The sequence below is a fragment of the Natronobacillus azotifigens genome (assembly GCF_026805325.1).
Taxonomy (GTDB): domain Bacteria; phylum Bacillota; class Bacilli; order Bacillales; family Amphibacillaceae; genus Natronobacillus; species Natronobacillus azotifigens.
Genome location: NZ_JAPRAT010000010.1, coordinates 69,460 through 82,383 on the forward strand (window position 1 = coordinate 69,460; position 12,924 = coordinate 82,383).

The 12,924-nt window shown below is 36.2% G+C and carries 14 protein-coding genes; 8 read left to right on the top strand and 6 right to left on the bottom strand.

Features of this window, described 5'->3' with window-relative positions; all coding sequences use genetic code 11:
• Positions 1-3: 3 nt before the first annotated feature.
• Complete coding sequence (locus OWO01_RS06905; RefSeq protein ID WP_418936206.1) at positions 4-936, bottom strand: ABC transporter ATP-binding protein; 933 nt, start codon at positions 934-936, stop codon at positions 4-6.
• A gap of 168 nt (positions 937-1,104) precedes the next feature.
• Between OWO01_RS06905 and OWO01_RS06910 the strand changes: the two genes are divergently transcribed.
• From OWO01_RS06910 to OWO01_RS06920, 3 genes are all read left to right on the top strand, one after another.
• Positions 1,105-2,166, top strand: coding sequence for a sensor histidine kinase (locus tag OWO01_RS06910; RefSeq protein WP_268779707.1), 1,062 nt, complete (start codon positions 1,105-1,107; stop codon positions 2,164-2,166).
• Positions 2,167-2,212: 46 nt separating this feature from the next.
• Positions 2,213-2,839: a response regulator transcription factor gene (locus OWO01_RS06915; protein WP_268779708.1), complete on the top strand. Its 627-nt coding sequence runs from the start codon at positions 2,213-2,215 to the stop codon at positions 2,837-2,839.
• A gap of 518 nt (positions 2,840-3,357) precedes the next feature.
• Positions 3,358-4,326 carry a tRNA dihydrouridine synthase gene (locus tag OWO01_RS06920; RefSeq protein WP_268779709.1) on the top strand — a complete coding sequence of 323 codons (969 nt, stop codon included), beginning with the start codon at positions 3,358-3,360 and terminating at the stop codon, positions 4,324-4,326.
• A 167-nt stretch (positions 4,327-4,493) separates the two neighbouring features.
• On the opposite strand, the gene OWO01_RS06925 is transcribed toward OWO01_RS06920, so the two are convergent.
• Together OWO01_RS06925 and OWO01_RS06930 are read right to left on the bottom strand one after the other, a co-directional pair.
• Entirely contained in the window at positions 4,494-4,835 is a 342-nt protein-coding gene (locus tag OWO01_RS06925) for a hypothetical protein (protein WP_268779710.1), read from the bottom strand.
• The gene (locus OWO01_RS06930; RefSeq protein ID WP_268779711.1) at positions 4,832-6,154 is read right to left on the bottom strand and encodes a DUF1576 domain-containing protein; all 1,323 of its coding nucleotides are present in this window, start codon (positions 6,152-6,154) and stop codon (positions 4,832-4,834) included. The genes OWO01_RS06925 and OWO01_RS06930 overlap by 4 nt, the downstream gene beginning before the upstream one ends.
• 365 nt (positions 6,155-6,519) lie before the next feature.
• Between OWO01_RS06930 and OWO01_RS06935 the strand changes: the two genes are divergently transcribed.
• From OWO01_RS06935 to OWO01_RS06945, 3 genes are all read left to right on the top strand, one after another.
• Positions 6,520-7,089: a TetR/AcrR family transcriptional regulator gene (locus OWO01_RS06935; RefSeq protein WP_268779712.1), complete on the top strand. Its 570-nt coding sequence runs from the start codon at positions 6,520-6,522 to the stop codon at positions 7,087-7,089.
• A 218-nt stretch (positions 7,090-7,307) separates the two neighbouring features.
• Positions 7,308-8,249 (top strand): SDR family NAD(P)-dependent oxidoreductase, encoded by a 942-nt coding sequence (locus tag OWO01_RS06940; RefSeq protein WP_268779713.1) that lies wholly within the window; start codon positions 7,308-7,310, stop codon positions 8,247-8,249.
• 82 nt (positions 8,250-8,331) lie between these two features.
• Complete coding sequence (locus OWO01_RS06945; protein ID WP_268779744.1) at positions 8,332-8,970, top strand: manganese efflux pump MntP; 639 nt, start codon at positions 8,332-8,334, stop codon at positions 8,968-8,970.
• A gap of 148 nt (positions 8,971-9,118) precedes the next feature.
• Here OWO01_RS06945 and OWO01_RS06950 read toward each other — a convergent pair whose 3' ends face one another.
• From OWO01_RS06950 to OWO01_RS06960, 3 genes are read right to left on the bottom strand one after another with little or no spacing between them, the layout of a single operon-like run.
• Positions 9,119-9,910, bottom strand: a complete 792-nt coding sequence (locus tag OWO01_RS06950; protein WP_268779714.1) for an ABC transporter permease — start codon at positions 9,908-9,910, stop codon at positions 9,119-9,121.
• Positions 9,907-10,551, bottom strand: coding sequence for an ABC transporter ATP-binding protein (locus OWO01_RS06955; protein ID WP_268779715.1), 645 nt, complete (start codon positions 10,549-10,551; stop codon positions 9,907-9,909). The genes OWO01_RS06950 and OWO01_RS06955 overlap by 4 nt, the downstream gene beginning before the upstream one ends.
• A 19-nt stretch (positions 10,552-10,570) precedes the next feature.
• Positions 10,571-10,879 (bottom strand): PadR family transcriptional regulator, encoded by a 309-nt coding sequence (locus tag OWO01_RS06960; RefSeq protein ID WP_268779716.1) that lies wholly within the window; start codon positions 10,877-10,879, stop codon positions 10,571-10,573.
• 710 nt (positions 10,880-11,589) lie between these two features.
• On the opposite strand from OWO01_RS06960, the gene OWO01_RS06965 reads away from it, so the two are divergent.
• Both OWO01_RS06965 and OWO01_RS06970 read left to right on the top strand, forming a co-directional pair.
• Entirely contained in the window at positions 11,590-12,072 is a 483-nt protein-coding gene (locus tag OWO01_RS06965; protein WP_268779717.1) for a hypothetical protein, read from the top strand.
• A 35-nt stretch (positions 12,073-12,107) separates the two neighbouring features.
• Positions 12,108-12,863, top strand: a complete 756-nt coding sequence (locus OWO01_RS06970) for an alpha/beta hydrolase family protein (protein WP_268779718.1) — start codon at positions 12,108-12,110, stop codon at positions 12,861-12,863.
• The last annotated feature ends 61 nt before the right edge of the window (positions 12,864-12,924 follow it).

The following is a 12,924-nucleotide window of genomic DNA, read 5'->3' on the forward strand; positions in this document are numbered from 1 at the left end:
CTCTTAGTCTCTCAATTCTTTTCCTGTAATTTCAAGGAATACATCGTTTAGAGTTGGTAACTCTGAATAAATTTTGCCGTAGCTTATATCGTGATTTGCAATAAAACTTGTAATATTTACAAGATTACTTGCACCGCTTTTTTGTTTAATGGTCAAGATATTCTCTTTTAGCTCCACGTCGATTACATTCGGTATTTCTCGAATCTTTTCTATATGTTCTTCCTTTAAATTAAATGTTTCGATGACAATCTTCTCACCTAGCGAGATCATTCCTTTTACCTCTTGCTTTGTCCCCGTAGCAATCACTTTGCCTTTGTCTAATATAGCTAACCTAGAACAAAGCTGTTCGATTTCCTCCATATAATGTGAGGTATAAATAATCGTTGCGCCTTCTTCATTTAACCTTTTAATGCCCTCAAGAATATTATTTCGACTTTGGGGGTCAACAGCAACCGTTGGCTCATCCAAAATAATTAACTTCGGTTTGTGAGCAATTCCACAGGCAATATTAAGTCTTCGTAAAAGACCACCGCTTAATTTTTTCGGATAGAATTTTACAAAATCTTTTAACGCAACAAATTCAATTGCTTGTTGTACTAACTCTTTACGCTTCTTCTTATCTTTTATATAAAGACCACAGAAGTAATCAATGTTTTCGTAGACAGTTAACTCTTCGAAAACTGCTACGTTTTGCATCACGATTCCGATATCTTGTTTAATGGGATAAGCAGTTGGTTTCATTTCTCTTCCGAAAATTTCGATATTTCCTTTATCAAATTTCAGTAAAGATAGTATGCAATTTATAGCCGTTGTTTTTCCTGATCCATTAGGTCCTAACAAACCAAATATTTCTCCTTCTTTTATTTCAATGTTTAAATGATCAAGAGCGATTAAGTCTCCATATCTTTTAACTAAATTATCAATTTTTACAATCACAACCGTCATTCCTTTCTTTAACTTGATAACTTTATTGTAAATAGAAATTTTGGAAAATATCAGTGTGTTATGTCATCAGATTCATATGACAATTGTAATATTTTCTTATATTCATAGGCTCATATACGCTATAATAGTTGGGAAGGCATTTAAGGGAGGGAAGCAGTTATGGGAAATATACTGAATAAACTCATGATTATTTTGGGAACATGCGGTCTTCTTTTGTTAGAATTCAGACCATATGAAGGCGTTATTGCCATCACATTAGCCATAGCTGTAAGTGGATTATCCGAATATTTTAACCAAGAAAAATTGATGACATGGTTATTTATAGCATATATAATTCTATCAGTGTTTTATGTTCCGTTTGTTTTCTTTTTACCTTTCATAAGCTATGACCTACTAAGAACGAACAAACAACAGTTCATACTATTAGCTTTACTTCCCTTCTCCATTCACTACGACAAGGTTTCTTTGCTTGGCATAGGTGGATTGATCGCCATTGCAGCAATTGTATACCTCTTAAAGATGAGAGAAGCAAACGAAAAGAAACTTCGCGAAGATTATATAAATCAAAGGGACTACTTAACAGAGGTTTCCATTTCTCTGGAAGGGAAAATAAATGAGTTGGTTAGTAAACAAGATGTGGAGGTTAAACTTGCTACATTAAATGAAAGAAATAGAATTGCACGAGAAATCCACGACAATGTAGGCCATCTGCTTACCAGTTCTATTTTACAGATTGGAGCTGTACTAGCGGTAAGTAAAGAGGAGAGCACCGTGAAAAATCTTAAAGTGGTTAAAGAAACGTTGAATGAAGGGATGAGCTCGATAAGAGAAAGTGTTCATAACTTACATGATCATTCCATTGATCTTTACGAAGAAATAAATAAACTGCTTAAAAATTTTACATACTGTAGAGCAATATTTAATTATGAAATAACTGGTGATATGCCTACTAAGGCTAAGTACGCCATAATTGGTATTGTAAAAGAGGCATTATCCAATGTTATGAAGCACTCTAATGGTGATCTCGTTTCAATAAGTTTACATGAACATCCTAAGCTTTTTCAGCTTATTATTTTTGATAATGGAAACAAAAAACTAGCATCAAGTTTTAAAGGAATGGGTCTTGAGAGTATCAAGCAACGAGTGGCATCATTAAATGGCATCGTTAATATCGATCAATCGAAAGGATTTAGAATTTTTATTTCTTTTATGAAATCTTAAGGACAGTGAGTGATTAACTCACTATAGGGTGTAGGGGGGACATGAAATGAAAATCATAATTGTAGATGATGATATTCTTGTTTCAACATCATTAAAAACGATCATTGAGGCTAATGAAGGTTTTGAAGTTTTGGCAGTGGCTAATAGTGGAGAAGATGCTATAAAACTGTATCATGAGCATCAACCTGATATTCTTTTAATGGATATTAGAATGGAGAAAATGAATGGTCTACAAGCAGCCGAAGAAATCGTAAAGACATTTTCTCATGCGAAAGTTCTTTTCTTAACTACTTTTGCAGATGATGAATACATCATTAAGGCATTAAAGATTGGTGCAAAGGGTTATATTTTAAAACAACATTACAACTGTATCATCCCAGCATTAAATGCAGTATATTCAGGTCAGGTTGTTTTTGGCGAAGAAATTATGAATAAGCTTCCATCGGTTATGTCCAATCAAGTAAATAAAAAGAATTATCAAGACTTTGGAATTATCGATAAGGAATTTCAAATTATTTCTTTCGTTTCAAAAGGTCTATCTAATAAGGAGATTGCTAAAGAATTATATTTGAGTGAAGGAACAGTTAGAAACTATATTAGCATTATTTTAGAAAAGTTAGAGTTGAGAGATCGAACGCAATTGGCGATTTTTTATTTCAACCATTTACTTTAGAGAAGGATATAGAAGGTCTGTACTACTGATAGATTCTCTCCATCCATCTCTTTATCCATCAAGTCAAAATATGGGAGACTTTGGAACATTTTTTTCTCAAAGTTTCCTATGTCCCTTATTCCTGATAAGGGTATAACCTGAATAGCATCAAGATTAGCATACCCATGAGTAGAGCCACTAATTTTACCTTCTACTGTTTTTTTCTATTTCATAAATGGTCACATCGTAATCCTGACTAAGTAAACGAAGCACTGTAGCCAAACCTGCTATCCCAGGTCAAATGATAATAACCGTCTTTTTCATTGTTGCACTCCCCCTAGTAAATAATAGATATTCATACCATTTACTTTTATCCATCTAATATCCTTTGATTGACAGAAACCTACAGCTACCTGCAATTGGTTTGATTAAAAGCAGGTGATCATGGTATAAGTATAAAGAAACAGGAAATTCTGCGTTTTTATTTTTTAGAAAATATGTTCGTTATGTATCGTACAATGAGAGGATTGGAATTTTATATGAAAGATAACTTTTGGGCTGATTTACCGCGCCCCTTTTTTATATTGGCACCGATGGAAGATGTGACGGATGTAATTTTCCGTCATGTTGTCAGTGAAGCTGCTAGACCGGATGTGTTTTTTACAGAGTTTACAAATACGGAGAGTTATTGCCACCCTGAAGGAATTCAAAGTGTTAGAGGTCGTTTAACGTTTACAGATGATGAACAACCAATAGTTGCCCATATATGGGGAGATAAGTCGGAATATTTTCGGGAAATGAGCATGGATATGGCTAAAGCAGGTTTTCGGGGGATCGATATCAACATGGGGTGTCCAGTACCTAATGTGACACAAAACGGGAAGGGAAGTGGGCTTATCCGTCGCCCAGAAGTTGCAGCAGATTTAGTACAAGCTGCAAAAGCGGGAGGATTACCTGTAAGTGTGAAGACAAGACTTGGTTACACTGACATCGACGAATGGAAGACCTGGCTAACACACTTATTGAAACAAGACATTGCTAACCTTTCCATTCATTTGCGCACGAGGAAGGAAATGAGCAAAGTCGATGCCCATTGGGAGCTGATCCCAGAAATCAAAAAGCTTCGTGACGAAGTAGCTCCTAATACACTACTAACAATCAATGGAGATATTCCTGATCGTCAAACTGGGTTGAAGCTTGCTCACCAGTATGGTATTGATGGGGTCATGATCGGCCGTGGCATCTTTAGTAATCCATTTGCTTTTGAAAAAGAGCCAAAAGATCATAACAATAACGAATTGCTTGATCTCTTAAGATTGCATCTGGACCTCTATGATAAATACTCGGAATTAGAGCAACGTTCGTTCAAGGCTCTGCATCGCTTTTTCAAGATCTATGTGAAAGGCTTTCGAGGGGCAAGTGAATTAAGAAATCAATTGATGAGCACCACGTCAACCAATGAGGTGCGAGAAGTTCTTGATGATTTTTTGAGAAAGAACATGTTTTAAATTGAAATATTTTCAACAAAAAACAGGAAAGTTCATCCGGTTCTTTTAAAAACAATAAGAAGCTATATTTTGCAAGGTGCTGATGGTGACAAGCTATAGCATGTCACTTTCCCATAAATAAAACGACAGGTGCCTAACGACAGGTGCCTGGCACCTGTCGTTTTATGTTAGGAACGTTTTCTATAGACAGTAATCGAAAGTTGTTGATTTTGATAAGATATGTCAGCTGAATCTACGAGTGCACCTAAGAGATTTAATTCATGATAATTACGACTTTCCCCTAACAATGAGGAATAATACTCTTCTAGTTCTTCTTGTCTTTCACTGTTTAGTACTTCTTTTAATTGATCAAGGTCATCTGGTTTTTGATCGCAGGAACCCTGAACGGAAATTTCTAGTTGACTTAACCCATAATTTAAGTCGATAGTAAGATCAGTCAGTTGATGAGCGAAAAAGTATGCAATCAATTCATCTACAATTTTAATGGCTTTCATGCGTTCGTTTGTCAATAGTCAGCATCTCCTTTAAAACGTTTTAGTGAATCAAATAAAGGGGTTAAAATAGCTGCAACAAATCCACCGGAGAAGCCATTATTGTAGAGGTTCATTCCCCCATGAAGTCCTCCGACATTCATGACCATCGCCATATGAACAAGTCCAGCGATAATACCAAAAAACCATCCATATCCACCAGCGATTGGTGCTAATGTTGTTCCAAATAGTGCAGCGAGTAATGCAGCTGTTGAATTTACTTCCCATATTTTAAGAAGAGAGGCGATGTAAACACCTACAAATAGTGGCCATACATTTTTCAGGTGTTTACCAAAGGCACCAAATCCAATAATGGTGAACATTCCACCGATAATCGGACCATTGAATTCACCGCCTACCATTAAAACATATGCCATGGAAAGATACCCCAATAATGCCATATTTATTAACGAAAGTCCAAATCCATTCAAAGAAACGAAATCAGTTACAAGTCGACCGGAATAATTCATCAATTTAGCATAACCGTTGAACGTACGATTATTTAATACAAACCCTATCATTAACATGAAACCGAAGTAAATAACAAAGTAAATGGTAAAAGGCCGATTCAATCCTTCTGCGACAAGAAGTGTATTCGGATTATCTAGACCAAATGAGCGGAAGATAGCCATAAAGACCATCCCTGTAATACCTGCAGTGAATCCAATGTTGTAAAGATTAAACCCTTGATGAAATCTTACGAAGTGATTCGCTAATGGTGGTAATGCAAATCCGGCTAATATGCCGACAAAAATACCAAAAATAATCGCTAAAACAGGATGTAATCCAAATCCAAAAGAAACTTGGCTAACAAGAGGTCCAAGCGCTGTCCCGAATAAGGCGGGCAGAAGAAGTTTACTAAATTTTTCTCGTTCATAAATAGAACGGAAATATACGCCGAGGATTACTGGCCAAATATTAAATAAATTCTTGCCAAAAAGTGCGAATCCTGCAATAGTAAAAGCCGCTGCAATAACTGGACCATTCATGTTAACATCATTTTTATATGCCAAGTAAATAGAGATAAGCATTAGAATTCCTGCATTAAATAATGATGCCCCAATATTACCAACAACCATATAATCGGTCACTAGTATACTAGGTGCTATCGCAATCTCTCCCATCCCAACGATAATCTCGCTTAAATTATTAAAGATAAACGCTGAACCAGCTAAGATCGCAGCAAATATAGTCATGATCGCATATTTGACTCTTTCTTCAATCTTCATCACATCGATTTCTTCCTTTTTCAAGGCACGGGCGATAGATAATGATTTATATTCTGTTGATTTCTGCAAAATAATTCCTCCTGAAGTATTTTTGTTTACACGCCGGCTGCATCAATTTAACTCTGTGTGGGAGAGTACCTGTTTTCGTTTATTAGTTCCTGTTATCTATCTACTTTAACAGACTTTATTAAAAAGAGGGAATGCAGTCTTTGCTACCCCTTTAATCATTGCCTAACAAAGTAAGGAAGTTGATTCAATAACGGTTATATTACTGTATACACAATCCTAATATTATAAACGTTAGCACAAATGTCAGTCAAGCATAACACCTGATTGAGTAAAAGAAGGAAAGATCTTCTTTTTTCACTTGCACTTTATTTTGTATTTCGTTACAATAGTTATTAACCGGTGGTCAATTGAAGGGAGAAACATGAATGTCACCTCGGAAACGAGCGAGTGAAGAGTTAACTAAAGATATGATTATACAAGAGGCGCAGTTGCAATTTGAAAAAAAGAATTTTAGAGATGTCTCCATGCGTAACATTGCCAAAAATTTAGGCTGTAGTCATGGTGCAATTTACTATCATTTTAAAAATAAAGCAGATCTTTTTTTCACGATAATTGAACAGTATTTTTCTAAGTTAAACAAATTAATTGATGAGACTATTCAAGACAAAGAAGACGACCAAACAAAACTAAAAAAACTCTTTCTAGCATTTATTGCATTTGGTCTAAACCACCAAAGTCAATACGAACTAATGTTTATGCTTAGAAATGAAGAGGTTGATGCACTATCTCAACAAGCTGCCAATAATAGTTATCGAAAATTTGCCGAAGCAGTTCAACATCTTGCAAGTCATACAGTAACTGTGGCTGATATTTGGGCATCATTTTTAGCTTTACACGGATTTGTCTCTTACTATCGTGGATCTGTAAAAAAATATGAAGAAGCAGAAGTTACGGCTGAAATGCATGTGAATTTTCTTTTGAAGAATTTTTCCTAAAGCAATGGTTCGTAACACGCCAACTTCAAACCAGTGAGCAAATCAAAAGGGTGTTCGTTACGGTAATAGACGTTAACATTTTAACAATCGGTGGGGAAAGGTGAACGCCTCCCACTGATTTTATGTATCACTTTATCGTGGCTGCGTTAAGCTTTAGCAGCCATAAAATTTTTCTTTTAATTGACCAGTGGTTAATAATTCAGGGGAGTGAGTTTGAAATGAAGAAGGCATTAGTATTAGGAGCTACGGGTGGTATTGGTTATGCTTTAGTTCAAGCATTATTAGAAAAAAATATTGCAGTTATAGCATTTGGGAGAGGAGAAGAAAAACTAGAACGTTATTTTGGGAACAAGGTGAAAATGGTAGTCGGGGATGTTTTACAGGAAGCAGATGTCATGCGGGCAGCAGAAGGTGTTGATGTGATCTTTCATGCCGTAAATTTTCCCTATCAACACTGGATGGAAAAGCACCCAATTTGCCTTCAACATGTGATCCATGCTGCTAAAAGCAAAAAAACAAAAGTGGTTTTGATTGATAACATCTATGCATATGGTAAGCAAACGAGAAAAGTATCAGAACAGGAAACAAAAGAACCACATACAAAAAAGGGGAAGATTAGACTTGATTTAGAATCAAAATTAAAAGCAAGTGGAGTTCCATCTTTGATTGTTCACCTTCCAGATTTCTATGGTCCTTATGCGTACAACACAATACTCCATGAAACATTAAAAAATGTGGCGATTAATAAAAAGGCGAATTTCGTTGGTCCATTGAACGTTGCACGTGAATTTGTTTTTACCCCAGACGCTGCAAAAATAATTGTTCAATTATCACAGCATGACGATGCGTACGACCAAAATTGGAATATTCCTGCCATACACTCGATTACGGGTGCGGAACTGGTAAAGATTTTACGTGAAGAAACAGATTATCGTAAAAAAATTAGACCAATATCCAAAACGATGATTCGCTTCATCGGCTTTTTTCAGCCTTATATGAAAGAAGTAGTGGAGATGATGTATTTAACTGAGGAACCTGTTATTTTGAATGGTGAGAAGTTACAAAAACAGATGGGTGAAATCCCCTTTACTTCATATCGTAATGGTTTAATAGAAACGATTGAGTGGATTAAACAGGAAGAAAGTGTCCTATCCAAATGAAATGTTTTACTCCGAAGCAATCGTCTGTAAGTCTTCATCCGATGAGAACTATATGATTTTGTGATTAAAATGGAAGTGTTATATACTTTGTTTACCTGTTTTTTCTTACTTAGGAGTAGCTGCAGGTAAAGCGAGCCTATCAAAACAGCAGGAAAAATGTCTGGAAGGTGAAAGAATGACTGTGCTAGAAATTATATTATTGGCAGTTTCTTCAAATCTTGATGATTTGGGGGTAGGATTTACATTAGGAATAAAAGAAAAAGTTCAACCTAGGTTCGCATTTGTAGTTGCTGTTATATCAGGTATTACTATGTTGGTTGGCTTACTTTTGGGACAGCAAGTATCTCAATTGCTAACAGAAAAGACAGCTTCCTATATCAGTGCATCCGTTTTTCTATTGTTAGGCGCCTGGTTTGTAGGGCAGGGGTTGAAAGCAAAACATAAGGAACCTGTAATTGAAGGTACTGTGAAGAAGGGTACTATCAAAAGAGCTGTAATTTTAGGTTTAGCTTTAGGTATTGATTCTATTATATTGGGAGCATCTGCTGGGCTTATTTATTATCCAATCCTTTTAACGAGCATGTTAGCAGGTATAACTAGTTTTTTATTTATCTGGGTAGGTTCTACGTTTGGAAACAAACTATCGATTGGGTTCATTCGGGAAACATCAGATTTTCTGGCTGCGATATTCCTGTTTTTTCTTGCGGTTTTACAGCTTTGATCCCTAGCAATCGTTCGTGACTCCCACCTCAAAATATCGATTAGGTAAAAATTGTTTAGGTGGGAGTGGAGAACGTTGTCACCCTGAAGGCTTCAAATGCCTTTAGGTCTAACAATCAGTGGGGGGGAGGTCTCAGCGAAGTCTGATCTTATTTCGAATCATCCATGTTCAATTGACTTTCCTCATTAAAGAAAGTTTTATAGCCTAGTTGGACAAATACGATCACTGTCAGTGCAACTGTTCCAAGAATGCCAAGCATGATCGCGATCTGATATTCAATCGCGCTGATCGGAGAGATACCTGATAAAATTTGACCAGTCATCATCCCAGGCAAAAATACAATCCCCATTCCAACCATAGAGTTAATTGTTGGTAAAATTGCGGAGTCAAATGCACTATCTACGATTTGTTTGGCAGCTTTTTTCGGTGTTGCACCGAGCATTAACGCGGACTCAATAAGGTGTCTCTCTGCATACATTCCATCCACAAGTCTTGTTACGCCAAGTGAAATACCGGTCATGGAATTACCAATAAGCATCCCGGCAATGGGGATGAAGTATCTAGGATCATACCAAGGGGAATTATTGATCACGATAAGTAAAAAATAAGTTAGGCTTGTTAACGTGCCGAAAATCATTGATGTCGCAATAATTTTTTTGAGCGGTCTAGAAAGCTTCCCTTTTGCTCTTTTGTAAATATTGTGAATAGCAAATGTCTCCATGATGATGATCACGATAACGGTGCTGAAAGGATTGACATTGTCAAACAAATAAACAAGTATATAACCGACTAATACGAGCTGAACGGTCATCCTGATGGAAGAGATCAGGATCTCTTTTTCTCTTGAGATTCCTTTTACTCGAACGATAAACAAAAGAACGACAACAAACATATAAGCTGCTGCTAACTGCCATAATTGAAGCTCAATCAATCCGTTCATTTTGATACCTCCTCTTTACGAAGAAACTGTCCCTCTTTTATCTTAATAATTTCATCAGCAAACTCACTTGCTAGTTTAGTAGAATGAGTAACCATAATTAACGTTTTCTTGTTTTCTTTTGAATAATTGACAAGTGCTTCGATTATCGTATGTTCCGTCTCCTCATCAAGCGCAGAGGAAGGTTCATCAAGTAATAGTACTTCTGGCTGCATTAGAATCACTCTACCTAAAGCAACTCGCTGTTTCTCCCCGCCAGATAATTTTTCCGCATCTTGATCTAAATCTTTTTTTAAGTGTACTAATTTTAACATGTCACCAAGCTGTTGATCGGTTGGCATTGTTTTTTCGGAAAATTTGAGACCAATGAGAAGGTTATCCTTGATAGTTCCGCTAAAGATAGCAGGAGTTTGGGGGAGCATCACAACATTTCTTCGTAATTCCACAGGATCAATATCTTTGATCAATTGATTCTGATAAAAAATTTCTCCACTATCATAGCTTGTTAGTCGATTTAAAAGCCTTAATAATGTTGTTTTTCCACTACCACTTTCACCTACAATGCATGTGATTTTTTGTTTTGGAATGTGTAGGTTTTTAATGGTTAGAATATCTTTGTATGAAACCTCTTTTAGTAAAAACAATGAAATCCTCTCCGTTTCTTTAATGGCTGATCTCTTTAAACAACTCATAAGCTTTCGTTGTAGCCTCTTCTAAAATTTCGTTTCCCAATGTAGTGATCGTATAATATTTTCTAACCCTCCCTTCTATTGTTTTTTCTTCTTTCTCGATTACCCCTTTGGCTTCCATGCTGTGTAGTAACGGATATAATGTTCCAGGACTCATGTTGTATCCATGCTCTTTTAATTCTTCGATCATCCAAGCACCATAGAAAGGTTCTTTTTTTGCATGATGAAGGATATGAATTTGAATAAAACCCAAGAAAAACTTTCGTAAAATTTGGTCTTTCAATGTATTCACCTCTGCTATATCATTCTAGAAAATAGATATCGATAGTTGATATCGGATTATGATATCATGATAACATACAGGTATTTTTCTAACAAGTTGTTGATGTGAGCTTTTTTATCCCGGAGCAACCGTCCGTAAGACTCCCACTTCAAAACAATGAGAATACCAAGTTGTTTAAGTGGGAGTAACGGACGCCAACACTCCGAATGGTTCAAAGGCCTTTAGGTCATCCTTTAGGGCTAACAATCAGTGGGGGAATACCTAAAAACCCCCACTGATTGAAGTTTCACTTTATCTTTAAGAATGGTAAAGATATGAAGTGCTTTTTTTGATTAAGATAGAAATTGAAAGATATAATAATTCTTCCACTTTTATGTAAGATTTATGGTATTATGAAAGTGAATACCTTTACCTACACCTTATGAGAAGAAGGGTGAGATAAAATGAAAAAACTAATTTTTATCCCGGAGCAACCGTCCGTAAGACTCCCACTTCAAAACAAGTAGAATATCAAGTTGTTCACGAGGGAGTAACGGACGCTAGCACCCCGAATGGTTCAACTAACAATCAGTGGGTGAATACCTAAAAACCCCCACTGATTGAAGTTTCACTTTATCACTGTAATGACCTTGATAACAATTTCTATAACCGCATGCAGCAACACAGAATCAAATACTATAATAAAAGCCGAATTAACAGACAGGGAAAATGTGATACTTTCCACTACATCGAATCAATCCTTTGTCTTTGACTTCACGATTGATAGTGAATATAAACAAGTCTCTTTGTGGATTGAAAAATATGAATATGGAGAATTGGTTGATGAAGGAAGAAACATTACGACGGAAGTTATGGAACAAGGTTCAATTATTTTTACAACCTCGCAATTAGAAACAATGGAAAACCAAACTGTATTTACTATCGGTGTTAATGATAATGAAGGAACAGCGTCTGGAAGATCCTCTGACCTTGTTTCAGATAAAGATTCAGATGATCGGTTCGTGGTAGCGGGAAGCATTAGCGAAGAGATAAACATTACAAACGAGGAGATCGTTTTAGCGAGTATAGCTTATTCGTGGGAGGAAGGAGTAAGTTCATTTTCACCAGATTTTTATACAAATTCGGAACACCGCATTAAAAAGTTAGAAGAATATGAGGTTGCTTATCTACTTGTTAGTAAATTTTCGAAATAAAAGAACCCATAAATAAAAATATTGGAGGGTTTAACATGGGGAAATTCAATAAAGAAGTTGTAAAGATTGAGCATCGTGGTAGAAAAATTCATGGCGTTTCCTATATGCCGATTGGTGAGGAAAACTGCCCTTTTGTTATCTTTAGCCATGGTTTTAACGGAACGAATGCTGATTTTATTCTGCATAGTGAATACCTTGCGACTAAAGGTGTGGGTAGCTATTGTTTTGATTTTTGCGGGGGATCGGTAAATTCGAAAAGTGATCTTAAGACGACTGAGATGTCTGTATTTACCGAAAAAGAGGATCTTTGTGCTGTCATTGAAACGATAAAACAGTGGGATACTATTGATCATGACAATATTTTTCTGTTCGGAGCAAGCCAAGGTGGCCTCGTAACCGCACTGGCTGCAGAAGAATACAAGCGAGAAATAAAAGGGGTCTTATTACTTTACCCTGCATTTTGTATACCGGATGACTGGAATGAACGCTTTCCTTCTATTGACAGCATTCCTGATAGTGTTGATTTGTGGGGGGTAATGTTGGGAAGAGAGTATTTCGAGACCATTCACGACTATCATGTGTTCGAACAGATAGGAGATTTTCAACAGGAAGTATTGATTTTTCACGGAGATCAAGATGAAATTGTGCCACTTAAATATGGAGAGAAAGCTTCTAAATGCTACACAAATTCAAAAATTGTTGTATTTCCAGGAGAAGGTCATGGTTTTTCAGAGCAGGGTACGAATAGAATAGTAGAGATGACTTATGAATTTGTAATTGCAAACGTTTGAAAATCTATCAATAGCTAATTGCCATAATAAAGATAAGGCAAAGTGGATGGTTCAATTGGAG

Coding starts and splice junctions, on each gene's coding strand:
- OWO01_RS06910 (WP_268779707.1), top strand. CDS start 1,105: ATGGGAAATATACTGAATAAACTCATGATTATTTTGGGAACATGCGGT.
- OWO01_RS06915 (WP_268779708.1), top strand. CDS start 2,213: ATGAAAATCATAATTGTAGATGATGATATTCTTGTTTCAACATCATTA.
- OWO01_RS06920 (WP_268779709.1), top strand. CDS start 3,358: ATGAAAGATAACTTTTGGGCTGATTTACCGCGCCCCTTTTTTATATTG.
- OWO01_RS06935 (WP_268779712.1), top strand. CDS start 6,520: ATGTCACCTCGGAAACGAGCGAGTGAAGAGTTAACTAAAGATATGATT.
- OWO01_RS06940 (WP_268779713.1), top strand. CDS start 7,308: ATGAAGAAGGCATTAGTATTAGGAGCTACGGGTGGTATTGGTTATGCT.
- OWO01_RS06950 (WP_268779714.1), bottom strand. CDS start 9,910: ATGAACGGATTGATTGAGCTTCAATTATGGCAGTTAGCAGCAGCTTAT.
- OWO01_RS06970 (WP_268779718.1), top strand. CDS start 12,108: ATGGGGAAATTCAATAAAGAAGTTGTAAAGATTGAGCATCGTGGTAGA.